This is a genomic window from Nostoc sp. DedQUE12b (assembly GCF_034530835.1).
In the GTDB taxonomy this organism is placed as follows: Bacteria; Cyanobacteriota; Cyanobacteriia; order Cyanobacteriales; family Nostocaceae; genus Nostoc.
In genome coordinates, this window is sequence record NZ_JAVRCI010000025.1 from 38,529 (window position 1) to 55,310 (window position 16,782).

The 16,782-nt window shown below is 42.0% G+C and carries 18 protein-coding genes; 10 read left to right on the forward strand and 8 right to left on the reverse strand.

Annotated elements, in window-relative coordinates; genetic code table 11:
• Window positions 1-8 precede the first annotated feature (8 nt).
• Window positions 9-929, reverse strand: a complete 921-nt coding sequence (locus RMY16_RS14835; RefSeq protein WP_322736984.1) for a lysylphosphatidylglycerol synthase domain-containing protein — start codon at window positions 927-929, stop codon at window positions 9-11.
• A gap of 342 nt (window positions 930-1,271) precedes the next feature.
• On the opposite strand from RMY16_RS14835, the gene RMY16_RS14840 reads away from it, so the two are divergent.
• The 7 genes from RMY16_RS14840 to wecB all read left to right on the forward strand — a co-directional run bounded on the left by RMY16_RS14840 (window position 1,272) and on the right by wecB (window position 5,803).
• Window positions 1,272-1,838 (forward strand): DUF6658 family protein, encoded by a 567-nt coding sequence (locus RMY16_RS14840; RefSeq protein WP_322736985.1) that lies wholly within the window; start codon window positions 1,272-1,274, stop codon window positions 1,836-1,838.
• Window positions 1,839-1,937: 99 nt separating this feature from the next.
• The gene (locus RMY16_RS14845; RefSeq protein WP_322736986.1) at window positions 1,938-2,498 is read left to right on the forward strand and encodes a hypothetical protein; all 561 of its coding nucleotides are present in this window, start codon (window positions 1,938-1,940) and stop codon (window positions 2,496-2,498) included.
• 162 nt (window positions 2,499-2,660) lie between these two features.
• Complete coding sequence (locus RMY16_RS14850) at window positions 2,661-2,792, forward strand: AAA-like domain-containing protein (protein WP_322736987.1); 132 nt, start codon at window positions 2,661-2,663, stop codon at window positions 2,790-2,792.
• Between the two features lie 50 nt (window positions 2,793-2,842).
• Complete coding sequence (locus RMY16_RS14855) at window positions 2,843-3,568, forward strand: AAA-like domain-containing protein (RefSeq protein WP_322737023.1); 726 nt, start codon at window positions 2,843-2,845, stop codon at window positions 3,566-3,568.
• Entirely contained in the window at window positions 3,561-3,776 is a 216-nt protein-coding gene (locus tag RMY16_RS14860) for a hypothetical protein (protein WP_322736988.1), read from the forward strand. The genes RMY16_RS14855 and RMY16_RS14860 overlap by 8 nt, the downstream gene beginning before the upstream one ends.
• Entirely contained in the window at window positions 3,730-3,987 is a 258-nt protein-coding gene (locus RMY16_RS14865; protein WP_322736989.1) for a hypothetical protein, read from the forward strand. The genes RMY16_RS14860 and RMY16_RS14865 overlap by 47 nt, the downstream gene beginning before the upstream one ends.
• Before the next feature lie 703 nt (window positions 3,988-4,690).
• Window positions 4,691-5,803: a non-hydrolyzing UDP-N-acetylglucosamine 2-epimerase gene (wecB, locus tag RMY16_RS14875; protein ID WP_322736990.1), complete on the forward strand. Its 1,113-nt coding sequence runs from the start codon at window positions 4,691-4,693 to the stop codon at window positions 5,801-5,803.
• A 121-nt stretch (window positions 5,804-5,924) separates the two neighbouring features.
• Here the strand turns inward: wecB and RMY16_RS14880 are convergent, their stop codons facing one another.
• From RMY16_RS14880 to RMY16_RS14900, 5 genes are all read right to left on the reverse strand, one after another.
• Window positions 5,925-6,515 (reverse strand): peptidoglycan-binding protein, encoded by a 591-nt coding sequence (locus tag RMY16_RS14880; protein ID WP_322736991.1) that lies wholly within the window; start codon window positions 6,513-6,515, stop codon window positions 5,925-5,927.
• 271 nt (window positions 6,516-6,786) lie between these two features.
• Window positions 6,787-7,197 carry a response regulator gene (locus RMY16_RS14885; RefSeq protein ID WP_322736992.1) on the reverse strand — a complete coding sequence of 137 codons (411 nt, stop codon included), beginning with the start codon at window positions 7,195-7,197 and terminating at the stop codon, window positions 6,787-6,789.
• A gap of 195 nt (window positions 7,198-7,392) precedes the next feature.
• Window positions 7,393-8,103: a Crp/Fnr family transcriptional regulator gene (locus RMY16_RS14890; RefSeq protein ID WP_322736993.1), complete on the reverse strand. Its 711-nt coding sequence runs from the start codon at window positions 8,101-8,103 to the stop codon at window positions 7,393-7,395.
• An 80-nt stretch (window positions 8,104-8,183) separates the two neighbouring features.
• Window positions 8,184-8,930 (reverse strand): Crp/Fnr family transcriptional regulator, encoded by a 747-nt coding sequence (locus tag RMY16_RS14895; protein WP_322736994.1) that lies wholly within the window; start codon window positions 8,928-8,930, stop codon window positions 8,184-8,186.
• A gap of 189 nt (window positions 8,931-9,119) precedes the next feature.
• A complete protein-coding gene (locus RMY16_RS14900; RefSeq protein WP_322736996.1) occupies window positions 9,120-9,857 on the reverse strand; it encodes a Crp/Fnr family transcriptional regulator in 738 nt (245 codons plus the stop codon).
• A gap of 951 nt (window positions 9,858-10,808) precedes the next feature.
• Between RMY16_RS14900 and RMY16_RS14905 the strand changes: the two genes are divergently transcribed.
• From RMY16_RS14905 to RMY16_RS14915, 3 genes are all read left to right on the forward strand, one after another.
• Window positions 10,809-11,846 carry an NADP(H)-dependent aldo-keto reductase gene (locus RMY16_RS14905; protein ID WP_322736997.1) on the forward strand — a complete coding sequence of 346 codons (1,038 nt, stop codon included), beginning with the start codon at window positions 10,809-10,811 and terminating at the stop codon, window positions 11,844-11,846.
• Window positions 11,847-12,005: 159 nt separating this feature from the next.
• On the forward strand, window positions 12,006-13,133 hold the full coding sequence (locus RMY16_RS14910) for an aryl-sulfate sulfotransferase (RefSeq protein WP_322736998.1): 1,128 nt from the start codon (window positions 12,006-12,008) through the stop codon (window positions 13,131-13,133).
• Between the two features lie 202 nt (window positions 13,134-13,335).
• Window positions 13,336-14,007, forward strand: coding sequence for a glutathione S-transferase family protein (locus RMY16_RS14915; RefSeq protein WP_322736999.1), 672 nt, complete (start codon window positions 13,336-13,338; stop codon window positions 14,005-14,007).
• Window positions 14,008-14,078: 71 nt separating this feature from the next.
• Here RMY16_RS14915 and RMY16_RS14920 read toward each other — a convergent pair whose 3' ends face one another.
• The gene (locus RMY16_RS14920) at window positions 14,079-15,116 is read right to left on the reverse strand and encodes an NAD(P)-dependent alcohol dehydrogenase (protein WP_322737000.1); all 1,038 of its coding nucleotides are present in this window, start codon (window positions 15,114-15,116) and stop codon (window positions 14,079-14,081) included.
• A gap of 331 nt (window positions 15,117-15,447) precedes the next feature.
• Window positions 15,448-16,470, reverse strand: coding sequence for a tetratricopeptide repeat protein (locus RMY16_RS14925; RefSeq protein ID WP_322737001.1), 1,023 nt, complete (start codon window positions 16,468-16,470; stop codon window positions 15,448-15,450).
• Window positions 16,471-16,782: the final 312 nt, after the last annotated feature.

Here is a 16,782-nt window from a genome sequence, read left to right on the forward strand (position 1 = left end):
TACCTGATTCATGATTTTGCAAGGCGTTCATCTAACCAAGCGAGGGCAGCACCCGCAGTTTCAGCTAGAATACTAATGAGACGATATAGAGCGATCGCACTAAATACTAGAGCAGATGGAAAGTGGTGTCGTAAAAGTTCATACGCAGTCGCTTCAAAGACACCTAACCCACCAGGCGCACCCGGTATCACAAACCCTAACAACCAAGCGCAACTGAAAGCCCCTAACAACAAAGGAATTTGATTCGCATTCAACGAACCCAAGGCGAACATAGTTAGTATAAACCCAGTGGCGCGTAGTCCCATAAAGCCCACTTCTCCTAACAAAGGCCGCAGGGGATAGCTTTTAACATTGAAGGGAACAGCTGGTTGAGTCGAAGCAGCAGATTTTTTTGCTTTTAATTTGTACAAAAAGCGAATAACAGGGTTCAGAAACCAGGGATGAATCGCACCAAGGACTACAGCTAAACTTAGAAATTGTAGTATTTGTATAACAAGGGTAGTATTAGCTGCTGCGAACTGGCTACTGCATAGGACAATGATGATTAAAGCAGCCGCTAACATGAGTAGAGGTTCTAGCAAAACGCTTAAGGTGGCTGCACCTGTAGGAATATTGGCATTTTTGGCAGCGACAATTCGCCCGTAGTGATGCCAGATATTACCTGGTAAATACTTAGCGATGTTAGTTTTTAAGTAAGCTTGGATGAATTGAGGAGATGATACAGGTTGATTTAACTCTTGCAAAATCCAAGTCCAGATCCAGCCTGCCCAAGTATGAGCTAGTAAAGTTACCCCTGTAGCGATCGCCATAATTGCCCATCCTACATCATCAATGCGGATAGCTGTCACCTCAATCCAATTATCCTTCAGAGCTTTTCCTAAAAAGAACAGCGTTCCCCCCAAAATTATCCAGCGTAGAAATTGCTTCATGAATTTAGTTATTTAACGTTGAAAGCAACAAGGGCTGAATACCTCAAATCTTATGGTGTATCAGGTATATATCCAAACCTTTTGAAGTATCAAACAGCTTGATGTAGTTCTTTTTACGAAAGCATATTACTTTATTTTATATCTCTCTAGAGTTAGATAAAAATATTATTTTTATACTTATTAAAATGTAGCCTGCGCTAGAGGTAAAGAGCATTTTATTATTCATATCCTGAAATAGAGGTTATCGAAACTGAGCGAACCAAAACAAGCACAATAACTTGCTGACCATTGCAAAGATTCAGCAAACTCTTAATTTATTAATATTTTGGTAAGGAGGACTACGTGAACACTGTGAGACTATTCTTGAAAAAAATAAGATTGCGTCAGATATTAACTATCTTTTTAGCTGGACTATTGTTGATAGTTAGCACTGCTTGTAGTGGGGCAAATGCTCAAGGTGCAAATCCACAAAATCCTGCTGTACAAGCTGGTGGAGCAAACAACCCTTATAAGAATGGTGGAGACAAGTATAGCAACTACAGAATGTCTACCGATCCGAAAATAGCGAACCCAAAAGCCAATCAGGGACGCGACCAAGCTAGCTTACAACCAAGTTCGCAATTGTTGATTGCTACAAATAGAGAATCTGAGATACTTTATCCTGGGGGCGAGACACCTGCAGGTCGAATCCAGAAAGAAGCAGAACTGCCATTGATTACAGATAAGGACTTCCGTCAGCCTGAACCGGGTGGTTTGATTCAGAATGAATCAAATGTAGGAGATCGGGTTAAAGATCGGCTTGATACTGTAAAAGGCGCTATTGAAGAAGCTTCCGGCTTTTTGAAAGATAAAGCAGATGAAGCAGGTGCTAGACCGGAATCACAAAAAAATCCCGCACTAGGCAGATAGAACCCTTATCTTGCCTCAATGTCTGAGATTTGAAAGAGATTGCAAATGCCATCTTGGTTGAAGTTTAACTTAGTCACAAAAAAGCAAGGACTTAGAAGTATGAAAAAAGCAATGACTTGGCTGAAAAATATTCGTCCCTTAAAAGTTGTAACAGTTTTTTTGGCAGGGATATTCTTATTTCTGATACAAGCTTGTGGAGCCCCAGGAATAGCAACACAGCCACCACAGCCTGACGATCAACCAGCTTATACTAAACGATACGATCCCACAAAAGATTATCCTCTCTCTTCTCCTGCTGGTGGAATTAATAACTTTAGTGATGTAGAACCCAGAGGGAGTTTAGACGAGAAAGCAGCGAACGACAGAGCTGATGCGCTAGCGAAAAATGCTCAAAAAAATATTGATCGCAAGGGAATTGACAGCCCAGAGCAGTATGGCGAAAATTACAAACAAGGTACACCTTTTGGTGAAAGAGTGAAAAACTTGGGTGAAGATATCGGCAGTTCAGCTGAAGAAGTTCGCAAAGGTGTTGTTAAGGGAACTCAGCGAGGAATTGAAAATATTAAGGGTAATACCCAGAATGCTGCCGAAGATGTGACAACAAATGTTCAGCGTACAGCTGATGATGCAGGCAATGCAGTAAAGAAGGCAGTTGATTGAAATTAGTCATTTAATTCTTGTAAAAATTTGAAAGCGCCCACAGACTTATAGTCTGGTGCTACTAAAACAAAGCCTGTCTATGCAGGCTTTGTTTTAGTTTGAGATGGGGTTTAATTCCCTTAAACTTTATCACTTACCTTGCAGACTATTGAGCGGCAGGGTGTGACAATTACAATTAAAGGCCCCCGGCAAATGGGCAAAAGTTCGCTGTTAATCCGCACAATTCATACTGCTGTGAATGCTCTTAAGCGGGTTGCTTTGCTGGATTTCCAATTGTTTGATAAGCCGCCTTAACTAATGCTGACCTTTTCTTTCACCAGTTCTGTACTTGGTTAACTGATGAACTGGAAATGGCTGACAAAGTTGATGAGTATTGGAATATGCCTTTGGGCAATAGTCAGCGTTGCACCCGCTATGTCGGCCGCTATTTGCTGAAGGAGTTTGGCAATCCCATTGTCTTAGCAATGGATGAAGTGGAAAGGGTCTTTGATACTGATTTTCGCTCTGATTTCTTTGGAATGCTGCGAAGCTGGCACAATAGCCGTGCCACTAATCCCATCTGGAAGCAACTGGATTTAGCGCTGGTTACTTCCACCGAACCCTACCAGCTAATTGATAATCACAACCAATCCCCCTTTAATGTTGGGCTAGTAATTGATTTAGAAGATTTTACAGCAGCACAGGTTGCTGATTTAAACCGCCGTCATGGTTCACCTTTTAACGCTAGCGAAGAAAAGCAGTTAATGGCGTTGCTAGGTGGACATCCTTATTTAGTACGCCTTGCACTCTATTTAGTTGCTAGCGATCGCCTCTATCCTACCGAATTATTTGCCAGTGCGATCGCAGATAAGGGCCCCTTTGGCAATCATTTGCGTAACCACCTCTTTCAGTTGCATAACAAACAGGAGTTGGTTCAGGGTATGTTCCAAGTGATTCACCAGAACACCTGTGAAGATGAGCGCATCTTTTTCCGTTTGCGGGGTGCAGGTTTAGTGCGTCGTGAAGGGCGTGTAGTGTTTCCCTGTTGTCAACTTTACACCGATTATTTCCGGGAGCATCTGCGTGGCTAATCCAAGCATTTACACTGTAGGCGGGACAGTACAGGCTGGCGGTGGCATTTACATTCCCCACTTGCAGTTTGTGCGGGATATGCTGACTAAACGCTCACCAGACTCGGAGGTTTTGACTATTTACCGCCAGATTCGCTGGGGTAAGCGGGCGATTGGTGAAGTTGTGGAATCGCAACGGGCAACTGTTACAAACTCTCAAAGGTCATAGTAGTTCGGTTTTGGGCGTGGCATTTAGCCCCAACGGTCAAACCATTGCCTCTGCCACTGATGACAGGACGATGAAGCTGTGGAATCTGAATTTGGATGACTTAATGGTTAAAGGTTGTGCCTGGGTACGCGATTATTTGCAAAATAATCCCAATGTGAGTGAGAGCGATAAGCATCTATGTGATGATGATGATATTGGCACACGCAGGTGATACGATTTTAGATTTTAGATTTTGGATTGGGAATTGCCTTGGTGCGTCTGGCTTGGTGTGAATCCATCTGTCGCAATCATTTTTCAAATAGGTATAGCTAATCCCTCTTTTGTTACTACGGGGAGAGTATAATCAGGAGGCAAGCTGGAAAAAGTAAGTAACAGGAATGGTTACACCGCGTAGACAGGCAGTAAACACAGTTGCTTTCATAGATAACTATTGCCAACACTATTATTCAGTATTTGAGGATGTGAGGCATTTTGAAGCTTTCAAATTTTTACATTTGGGAATACTTTCAGTTTAATCAACAATCAAGCACAACATCTACTTCAGAATTTTCGTCACACACTGAATCTAATCTTCTTCACTATAGCCAACATCCTTATTGGGAGTCTGGCACTACATGGAAGAGTGCCTTAAATAACCTGAGATTGATTATTCAACCCTATATTTTTTACTGCTTGATTCAACCTTGGCTCACAGTATTTAATATTCCTAGCCTGAAACGTTGCTTTTTGAAATTAATTAACTTCAGGAATAATTTTCGGGCGAGTCCAGTCAGTTTCCCTATAGCTGGTTGAATTTCTTGCTAATTTTTCTTTTCCTAAAGTAACAAAAGAGGGATAAGTATTAACTGCCGACTATTGACCATAGAGCATTGACTATAGACGATTAACTATACATGGCAAATTACAGATGACTAATGACTAATCAAAAACGCGTTTGCATTATCTTAGGTACTCGCCCGGAAGCGATTAAACTCGCTCCAGTAATTCAGGTTTTCCAGAAGTCTTCAAAATTTCAGTTGCAAGTAATTCTAACTGGACAACATCGGGAGATGGTTGAGCAAGTTATGCAACTGTTTAATATCAAAGCTGATTATAACTTGGAAATTATGCAGGTTCAGCAATCTCTAAATGATATTACTTGCCGTAGTTTACAAGGGTTAGAAGCATTATTTAAGGCGGAAAAGCCAGATTTTGTAATCGTGCAGGGAGACACTACCACTGCTTTCGCCGCAGCTTTGGCAGCTTTTTATCAAAAAATCCCTGTTGGTCATGTAGAAGCAGGGTTAAGAACTGATGATATCTTCAATCCTTACCCAGAAGAAGCTAATCGGCGGTTGATTTCTCAAATTACTCAGTTGCACTTTGCGCCGACTCCTTGGGCTGTGGAAAACTTGCATCGTTCTGGTGTTTTGGGTGAAATTCACATGACGGGTAACACCGTAATTGATGCATTGTTAAATGTCGCTGCAACCCAAGTAGTTTGCGATGTCCCAGGCTTAGACTGGGATTCATATCGGGTTTTGTTAGCAACAGTGCATCGTCGGGAGAATTGGGGAGAACCTCTGTTAGCGATCGCTCAGGGCTTTTTACAAATTTTAGACAAGTTTCCTGATACAGCTTTGCTCTTACCATTGCACCGCAATCCGACAGTGCGAGTCCCGTTGCAGGAACTTTTAGGGAATCATCCCCGAATTTTCTTGACAGATCCTCTAGATTATGGGGAATTGGTAGCAGCAATTGGGCGATCGCATCTTTTGCTCACTGACTCTGGTGGCTTGCAAGAAGAAGCCCCCAGCTTGGGAAAACCAGTACTAGTTTTGAGAGATACTACCGAAAGACCAGAGGCTGTTGTAGCTGGTACAGCCAAACTTGTCGGCACTACAACTGAGAACATTTTTGCAGCTGCTGCTGAGTTACTCAGTGACTCAGATGCTTATGAAGCGATGGCAAACGCAATCAATCCCTTTGGGGATGGTCATGCAGCAGAACGCATTTTGCAGATTGTCCAAAATTACATTCATGGGTAAAAAAGTTCGTAGTAAGGACTTTAGTCCTTATTTATCAAGCACTAAAGTCCTTACTACAAACCCTCAAAACTAGTTTGACAATATTTACCAAATCACAAGATTTTTTAAGGGTGGCTTCTTGTTAAATACCCAGAGCTGCTCGAGTTTCGGGGCCGACAACACCATCTACAAGTAGACCTTTACTTTGCTGAAAGCTTCGGACTCGGCTAACAGTTTCTTGACCGTAAATTCCATCAACTCTAAGATTACCTAAAGCTGTTTGCAGGTCTCTGACGAGCTGGCCTTTTGAACCAGGGGTAAGAATCACTGTACCGCCAACACCACCGGGTCTAGTTACAGGACGATTGTTAGGTCTATCACCAATCCATCGCGCAAAAACGTATCTACCTGTAGAAAGTCTGGCAAAACCGTTTTCATATCGTTCAATGGCTGGAAGTGTTGCGCCATTTGGTACACAGTCCACATACGAGTAGTTGCTGCTTGGGCCGGTACGGACACGTAAACAACTGCCGTTAGTCTTTACATAGGCAGCCGAACTCATTTGAATTTGGGTTAGAGCAGCAAATAATACACCAACACCAGCTAAAGCTAACCAAGCAGAAGATTTAAGCAGTTTTTTCCAATTGAATTGAGGTTGAGGAAGATGATACTTAGTGTTTCCAGATGCCTCTTCTTGAGCAATAAACATCTGAGAATAAGCAAGATATTCCATAATGCACTCCTTGATATGAAAAAATGAGTACTCGCAGAGAATTACTCGGTCGTTCTCTGTATTTATTCTTAGTATATTTTATATCACTGTACTTTCAAAGTTTTTTCTTAATAGCTAAATTAAGAAAAAATAAAATTAGTCAAAATATTCCTGATAAAAATGCGATGTCAACAACGAGCTAACCCGTCGTTGACATCGCATTTTTAAAATAAATAAAATTTAGTTAAAGTTTTCTTGCTTAATGGCTTATCTCTTATTGCATCTAAATATGTCAAACGTATTGTTCGGTTCTAGTTAAAGTAGCAACCATAGAAGTTAACTCGTCTAAGTCTATCGGCTTACATTGGTATATATCATAACCTGCTAATAATGCACGTTTACGATCGCCCTCCAAAATAGATGCAGTCAGAGCGATCGCTGGAATTTTTCTACCTCGATTTGCTTCCAAATTTTTGACTTTTAAGAGCAGTGAGTAGCCATCTTCATCAGGCAAGCAAATGTCACTAATTAGGATGTCTGGTTTAAAAGATGACATTATTTTTAGAGCCTCGTTTGCTGAAGCAGCTGCAATCACCTCTGCTCCCTCTAATTCAAACAGAAAAGTAAGTAATATTCTCGTATCAGCGTCATCATCAACAAGGAGCAATCGCAGACCTTGAAAAGACATCGATGGATTAGGCATTATTCTCACCGCTCCGTAGCTTAAAGATTTGAAGTAGTAATTACATCAAAAGGCAGGCGTTTGTTAACGCTATATGATGCATACTTTACAAAATCTTAAAGGAAGTGATTAGCAAGCGTCTGTCCGGTTTCAGACATAGTAACTTAATATTGTTCATTGGCGATGTCTACGACGGGTTACGCCTACGTGCCTTGGCTAATTCCCCAGCAACCGAGCATATTCTTTTTGGATGACTCGATAACACTCACAGGAAGTTGCTTCTAAATCCTCTCGGTTCAGGATGTTAATTTGACCACGTTGATAGCGAATCATTCCGGCTCGGCTGAGGCTGCTAGCCGCTACTGTCACACCGGAGCGCCGTACACCCAGCATCTGGGCAATAAATTCCTGGGTCAATGGAAATTCTTCTGATTCCAAACGGTCAGATACTGTCAGAAGCCAACGAGCCAGCCGTTCTTCTAGTGAATGAAGACGGTTACAAGCACATGATTGTGTAAGTTCGGTATATATAGCTCGTATATAGCGCAGCAGCAGGTTTCGAATAGCTCCACCCCGATTGAACTCGGTTCTCAGAATATCTGCATCCATTTGCATTCCAGCGCCCGCAACTTGGACAAACGCTTTTGTGGTTGTTGTCTTGCCTCCTAAAATTACTGGGATACCCACCATGCCTTCATTACTCACTATCCCAACTTCCACCGTCGATCCATCTTTCATACTAGTCACTATAGAAATCACTGCGTGTTGGGGAAAATAGACGTGTGTGATAGGTTCTCCTGGTTCGTAAATGACTTGCCGAGTGGGAAGCGGAACTAACTTCAGGTGCGGAATAAGGCGCTCATAATCACTAGTTGGCAAAGCCGCGAGTAACTTATTTACTTGCGGCTTAAGAGGGTTGTCGCTCACTGAATATTAAATGAGAAATTTGATCATAATACTTTAAATCAAATTAGTTTTGCGAGTCTGTTCGGTTTCGCACACATAACTCAAAAAAATTTTCTGGCTCGGTTACTGGGCTTTTTGCCCAGTAACCGAGCAATTTCCTTTTGGATGACTTGATAACACTCACAAGAAGTTGCTTCCAAATCCTCTCGGTTCAGGATGCTAATATGACCACGTTGGTAGCTGATCATTCCGGCTCGGCTGAGGGTGCTAGCCGCTACTGTCACGCCGGAACGACGTACACCTAGCATCTGAGAGATAAATTCTTGCGTGAGTGGAAAATCTTCTGATTCCAAACGGTCAGAAACTGTCAGTAGCCAGCGAGCCAGCCGTTCTTCCAGTGTATGGAGACGGTTACAGGCTGCTCCTTGCGCCAGTTCAGAGTATACAGCTTGTACGTAGCGCAGCAGCACGCTTTGAATAGCTCCGCCCCGATTGAACTCGGCTTTAAGTACATCTGCATTGATTTGCATAGCAGTGCCCGAAATTTGCACAAAGCCTGTTGTGGTTGTGGTGTTGTCTCCTAAAATTACCGGGATACCCACCATACCTTCATTGCTTACTATCCCAACTTCCGCCGTTGAGCCATCTTCCATAGTGGTGACAATAGAAACCACTGCCTTATCAGGAAAATAGACCTGTGCTATCGGCTCGGCTGCTTGGTAAAGGATTTGACCAACTGGGAGCGGAACTAGCTTTAAATGGGGGACAAGACGTTCATAATCACTGGCTGGCAAACTTGCCAGCAGCTTATTTAATGGTTGCTGAAAAAGGCTTTTATCTAATAACATTAAAAGTCACTCTCCTTAAAGTAGGTGACTTTAGAAAAGCCAACTAAGGGCACAAGGAAAGGATTTAAGGTTCTGCTCCTAATGTCGAAAGGTGTATTCGCTAAAGAAACACGGGGACAATATCAACAATATTAAATAAACACACTTGCTAGAGTCTGTACGGTTTCGTACATAGCAGATCCAAAAAAATTATTTTGTCCGTTTATTGGGCTTATTGCCCAATAAACGGACATATTCATCTTCTATAATCTGATAACATTCGCAGGAGGTTTTTTCTAAAGCCTCTCGATTCAGGATGTTAATCTGACCACGGTGGTAAGTGATGATTCCGGCTGCGCTCAGGATGTTAGCTGCTTCGGTGACACCGCTACGACGTACACCCAGCATCTGTGAGATAAATTCTTGGGTGAGTGGAAATTCTTCTGATTCCAGACGATCAGAAACTGTTAGCAGCCAGCGAGCCAGCCGCTTCTCTAAGCTATGAAGACGGTTGCAGGCAGATCCTTGTGCTATTTGAGTATACATACTTTGCACGTAGCGCAGCAGCAAGCTTTGAAGGGCTGTACCCCGATTGAACTCGCTTCTGAGTATATTTGCATCCATCTGCATAGCACTGTCTGGAACCTGCACAGATGCTGTTGTGGTTGTGATGTTATCTCCTAAAACTACTGGGATACCCACCATGCCTTCATTGCTGACTAAACCGGCTTCTACAGTCGAGCCATCTTCCATAGTGGTAATTATAGAAACCACTGCTTTATTAGGAAAATAGACCTGTGTGATTAGTTCGCCTGGTTCGTAAAGGAGTTTCCGAAGTGGAAGCTTAACTAGCTTTAGATGGGGAACAAGACGCTCATAATCACTGGCTGGCAAAGCTGCCAGCAAATTATTTGCTGGTTGCTCAAAAACATTTTTGTTTAATGACATTGCGATTCTCCTAAATGTAGCCATTTATAGAAAAGGCAACTATCGGCATGAGGAGAAAAATCAATAATCTGAATCCTAACGTCAAAAGATGTATTTTCTAAAAAAGTTTTAATAAATATTGATACTTTTCTAAACATATCATATCTAGCATAACATAAATCAACTAGTTGTTTCTAGTAGCAAAAACACCAGATTTTGAGCAACCCACTTGCTAGCGGTTTCTAAAAAATAAGGGTTTTAGCTATTGGTTGTGTGACTCCTGACAACTATTAGTATGCTAGTTTATAACTTTAACTTTAATACATCAAAAGTATCATAATCATCTCAGCAAAGGTTATGACTTTTAAGCATAAAGTTTAACTTATTTTGTTATTTCAATTACATTGATGTGTATATGAGCATCGGTGGAAGCGATCGCAGTAAAAAATCCTAAGCCTAACTTTTTGTCATTGCTACTAGGCGTTGTAAACTCTCTCAGATAGATTGGGTATATTTGACTACCATGAAGACGAGCTATTTAGGACTCAATAGCTCAATATTAACATTTATTAAAACTTAATTCTAGAAAAACCTAAGGATTCTCTGATATACTACTGTAAATCAGTTGATTTATCGTAGTATCTATAATAGAGGCTAAAACAGCGCATTTCACAAATACTCAATAAAAGCAAGTATTTTCTTATCCAACTTTAGATTTTTATTACTTACAACTAGCTTACTTATATGGTTCATCTATGAAATAATAAACAATCGCGCTTATGTTATACGGTTTAGCTGTCGGTTTTTAGTAATTTCAAAAAAATATTAATTTGCTGAGAGATTTATACTGAGTTAGTACAAACCTGTTGGTGTTTAAAGCTAAGTTAATTAAAAACAATAACATGCTTGACAAGGTGCGGAACTTTCAACAAAAATATCACTGTTAAACCAACCGAATAATAACGCGGAAACATGAAGTATAACCAACTTGGCAAGAGTGACTTAAAAGTTTCTGAAATTTGCCTGGGCACTATGACTTATGGACAGCAAAATACTATTGAAGAAGCCCACGAGCAGCTAGATTATTCTATTACCCAAGGAGTCAATTTTATTGATGCAGCAGAGATGTACCCTGTCCCAACAAGTCCTGAAACTTATGGATTAACTGAAACTTATATTGGGGAATGGTTAAAGCGTCAACAAAGAGATCAACTTATTATAGCTACTAAAATTGCTGGCCCTGGTCGAGGCTTTAAATGGGTACGTGGAGGAGCCAAAGCAATCGATCGTGATAATATTAAACAAGCTGTAGATGATAGTTTAAAAAGATTACAGACAGACTATATTGATCTGTATCAAATCCACTGGCCAGATCGCTACGTGCCAAGGTTTGGGCAAACAGTGTTCGATCCGACTCAGGTGGGAGAAACGGTTCCCATTGCTGAACAGCTAGCAGTTTTTGACGATGTAATTAAAGCTGGTAAAATTCGCTATATCGGTTTGAGTAACGAAACCCCTTGGGGAGTTGCCCAATTTAGTAACACTGCTAAACAATTAGGCTTGCCCAAAGTTGTTTCGATTCAAAATGCTTACAACTTGTTAAATCGAGTATTTGAGGGAGCTTTAGCAGAAGCAGTTTATCACGAAGAAATTGGCTTACTAGCTTATAGTCCTTTAGCATTTGGCTTCTTGACTGGCAAATATCTAAACGGCAAACCAGAGAAAGCAAGAGTCAGTTTGTTTGAAAATTTTGGTCAGCGCTATCTCAAACCAAAAGTCAGTCAAGCCGTATCAGCTTATGTAGAAATTGCCAAGCACCATCAACTAAGTCCAGCGCATCTGGCCTTAGCATTTGTGCGGAGTCGTTGGTTTGTGCCTAGCACAATTATTGGTGCTACCACATTGGAACAACTTAAAGAAAATTTAGAAAGTGTGAATGTAGTTCTCGATAAAGACATTTTGGAAGAGTTGGATATAGTTCATGCTCAGTCGCCAAATCCAGCACCATAAGAGTGCTGAGTAGTGAGTAGTGAGTGCTGGGTGCTGAGTAGTGAGTGCTGGGTGCTGGGTGCTGAGTAGTGAGTGTGAATTGTTCAGAAACAAGTAAAGGTCTTCGATACACTATGTCCCAGTTCTTAGATGCAAAACTAGATATTTAGCAGGTAGGATATGACTTTTACAGCAACATTAGTTGACCAGAATACTATTCGTCGTCGGGGTACTGGTTTAAGAGCTTACAATCCTGAAAAAGTATTTAAAGGATACACTCTTTTCACACCTTTGACAGGTCAAGGTGAAGTCTACCTTCTGAACTTGGAAGGAGAAGTAGTACACCAATGGAATCTGCCTTATCCACCAGGGTTATACGGTTATCTATTGCCCAATGGCAACCTTTTTTATAATGGTAAGACTCCACCAGAAGAACCCCTACGTTTTGCTTTATGGGCTGCATTCAAAAGTGGCGTTGTTTTAGAAGCAGATCCCAAGGGAAATATTATCTGGGAATATAAGCATCCAGATCATCATCATGATGGACGCAGACTAGCTAATGGCAACACAATTCTACTCGCCATTGAAAAGATACCTCAGTCTTTGGTTCCCCGCATCAAAGGTGGCGTACCAGGTACAGAACCAAATGGTGATATCTATGCTGATGTGCTTTATGAGGTGACTCCAGCAGGTGAAATCGTTTGGACTTGGCACGCTCACGAACACCTCGATCCAGATATATTTACGATTACACCCCAGGATCATCGACATGAATGGACTCATGGGAATACTGTGGGTGAACTCGCTGATGGCAACATTATAGTGAGCTTTCGTAATATCTCCACAGTTGTCATTGTCGATCGCAAAACTGGAGAAATCATCTGGACGCTGGGCGATGACGTGCTAGCACAGCAGCACTTCCCGAACGAACTAGCTAACGGTAATATCTTGATTTTCGATAATGGCGCACATCGCCGTAACATTGCTCTCAATTTTTCTCGTGTGATTGAGGTGAACCGTCAAACCAAAGAAATAGTTTGGGAATACACCGACAATCCGCCCCAAAATTTCTTCAGTTCATACATATCAGGAGCGCAACGTTTGGCCAATGGCAATACCTTAATTACAGAAGGTGCTTATGGTCGGATATTCGAGGTGACAGTTGCAGGAGAGATTGTTTGGGAATACATCAATCCCTATTTTGCAACTCGGAATATCCCAGGTGAAAAATCGCCGGTAACTCGTGGGGAGCAAAATACAGTCTTCCGCGCCTTCCGTTATGCACCTGAAGAAGTGCCCTGGCTTTAGGAGAAGGCAGGGGGCAGGAGGCAGGGGGCAGGGGGGCAGAGGAGCAGAGGAGCAGGGGAGTGGAGTTCAAAGACTCATTCACGACTATTAAAGGCTCATCCCCTATTCCCCATGCCCAATGCCCATTTAAGATTTGGGATTTTGGATGAAAATTCAATTCTCAATGGCGATTAACAAGTCCTATTTACCAAGGAACTTAAACATGGCTGAAATTAAAGTATACAGTGCAGTTGTTTGTCCTTATGCTCACCGTACCCGCTTGGTACTCCAAGAGAAAGGCATCGACTTCGATTTGATTGAGATTGATTTGCAGAATAAGCCTGAAGGATTTACCAAAGTTTCCCCTTATGGTAAAGTGCCTGCAATAACTCATGACGATAACCGAGTTTGGGAGTCAGCGGTAATTAACGAATATCTTGATGAGGTATTTCCCAATCCACCATTGTTACCCAGCAACCCCATTGATAGGGCACAAGCTCGCATCTGGATCGATTTTGCTAACACCAGATTCGTTCCCGCTTTTTCTACCCTGCTGCGGAGTTCAGATCCCGAAAAACAAGAAGAAGCGAAACAGGAACTATATAAACATCTGGAATTCATTGAAAACGAAGGTTTAGCAAAGTTATCTGGTGAAGGCCCTTACTGGTTTGGTGAATCCATCAGTTTGGTAGATTTTACCTATTTTCCTTGGTTTGAGCGCTGGGCTGCACTGAAGCAGTATCGCGGTTTTGGAATACCAGAGCAATTTACTCGTGTACGTCAGTGGAAACATGCTTTGAAAGAGCGTGAATCTGTAAAAGCGATCGCTCACTCTAAAGAATTCTACATCGAGCGATATGCTAAATTCGCTGCGCCTACTCTCGCTGCTGTTTAAACATAATTAATAATTATGTTTCAAGTGGGAATTTAAACCCCACTTGAGACATAAAATTAAACTTTTTAAAATTACGAACTTGTACTGAGCGTAGCCGAAGTATTACGAATTACGACTTTACCGAAGTGAGCCGCACTTTTGAGGTAATGATAAGCTTCTCGCGCTTCAGTAAAGGGGAAAACTCGATCGATAATTGGTTTGATTTGATGCTGTTGCATCGCCTGATTCATCGCCTCAAACATTTCCCGACTGCCAACATAAATCCCCTGAACTGTTAAACTCTTAAAAAGTATTGGCATGGGGTCAATTTCATTTCCTCTACCTGACAATACGCCAATCAAACTAATACGTCCCCCAATGCGGACTGCTTGTAGCGATTTTGGCAGAGTACCTGCACCGCCTACCTCAACCACATGATCTACACCTGTGCGATTGGTTAATTGATAAACTTGCTTTTCCCAATCTGGTGTTGTTTTGTAGTTGATTGTCTCGTCAGCACCAAGCTGTTTGGCTCGTGCCAACTTTTCATCACTGCTAGAAGTAATAATCGCTCTAGCACCATGTATCTTGGCAAACTGGAGAGCAAAAATTGAAACTCCTCCAGTACCGAGTAATAAAACACTATCACCTGCACCAATATTGCCTTTTGTTACAAGTCCGTGCCAAGCTGTGACTGCTGCACAGGGTAAAGTTGCACCTTCAATATAGGATAGGTGGTCAGGTAATATCACTAAACCATCTTGGTGTAATACGACATACTCAGCTAGCATTCCATCAATACCGCCTCCGAGATCGGATTTCATTTTCTCTTTGGTTAAAGAGCCATAAATCCAGTCTTGGAAGAAAATACCAGCGACGCGATCGCCTATTTTCACCCGTGTCACACCTTCCCCCACCGCCACAACTTCTCCCGCACCGTCAGACATGGGAATTAACGGATATTTCTGTCCAGCACCGTAAGCTCCTTCAATCACCAGCAGATCGCGATAATTTAAAGATGTTGCTTTAACTTGAATCAGAACTTGTCCAGGTGCGGGTTTTGCTTGGGGGCGATCGACTAATGCCAAAGCATCAATCCCGGCATTGCTTTGAATTTCGTAAGCTTTCATAGATGTCCTTCTTCTAGCTACAACTTTGGTATTGTAGCTAGGGTAAAAAAGAATTTAGAGACGTAGCAAGTGCTACGTCTCTACAAAAGTTCTGCATAACGCATATTTAATTTCACAGGGTTGCCCTCATCCCCTAACCCCTTCTCCCAATATGGGCTACAGTGTACATACATCTTGATAATGAAGCCCCAATCCTGGATTTACCCCCCTTAATCCCCCCTTGTAAAAGGGGGAAATATCCGGTTCTCCCCCTTGGCAAGGGGGAGTTAGAGGGGGTCAGAAGGACTTGTGTGTACACCTTAGCCCAATATGGGAGAAGGGGAACTGGAAGCTACAGAGAATCTATGAACTGCTGTACTTTTTCTAAAAGTGGCTGATATTCAATTTGCTCTGCTAACTCTTGGGCATTTTGGTAGCACGATCGCGCCATTTTTTTGCGTTTCGTGCTGGCGTAAACGCTTCCCATATTTAGCAAGGTTGAAATTTCTCCGAGATTATCGCCCAGTTCTTGATAAATCACAATAGCTTGCTTGTAGAACTTCATTGCTTGGCGATGCTCTGCCAGGGTGCTGTAGGTAAAACCAATGTTGTGAAGGGTTGTTGCTTCACCTGCGCGATCGCTGATTGCTCGACGTGTCAAAAGAACTTGATAGTAGAGCAACAGCGCTTGTTTCGGTTGTCCTAAATCATGATAGACAGAAGCAATATTATTTAAGGTGGTTGCTTCTCCAAGCAAATTCTTGACAGCTCGTTGAATTGGTAGTGCTGCTTGAAAAAATTCTAGCGCTTGCTCAAACTTGCCTAAAACATTGTAGGCAAATCCAATGCCATTGAGCGTTGTTGCTTCACCAGAAAAGTCACCTAACAATCGCCGCATCCTCAAAATTTGGTGTTGTAGCAACAGTGCCCGTTTTGGTTCTCCTAAACGCGTATAAATTAGCGCGACATCATTAAGAATAGAAACTTCACTTTGAGTATCTTGCGATCGCCTAAAGATTGGCAGTGCTTTGTCAAAATATTCCAACGCTTGCGAAAAGCGTCCAAGACGGCTGTAGGTAGAACCCAGATTGCTAAGTGCAGTTGCCTCTGCTGGCGCGTTGCCAATTTCAACAGCAACCGAAAGCGCCTGATAAAAGCGCTCCAATGCTTTTTGAGGTTGCCAGCAACTGAGGTGAGCTAAACCGAGGTCGTTTAATGTATAACCTTCTCTGGCTCGGTCTGGAATTGCTCTAGCCAAATATAAATTTTTGGTTGCAAGATCGAGAGACTCTTGGAATTTCCCTCGTTGGTAATAACGGTTTGCTTCGTCACGACGTAGTTCCCATTCTCTGACTTGATTTAAAGGTTGCGTCATCTGACCTCAGTTGCATTCTGCGATAAGTAGGTAGAACATCTCTTGGGAATGAACCCCTCTTAGGTTTCCCAAATTTTAACCTTAATCTTCTATCTTTAGATATAAGACTTAAACAGATAAGTATGCTGTTTTTTCATACTTACAGGAATATTTATGAAGCAATTAATACAAATGCTGTAGGGGCGCATAGCAGTCATTGGTGTCAATTTAACGTCAAAGCCAGCCTAGAACCAGCTTTTACATATTGTCTCGTTGTCTCGTTTCCAGCCCAGAGGCTGGAAACGAAATTTGAAAAGGCTTCAGCTTAAGTTG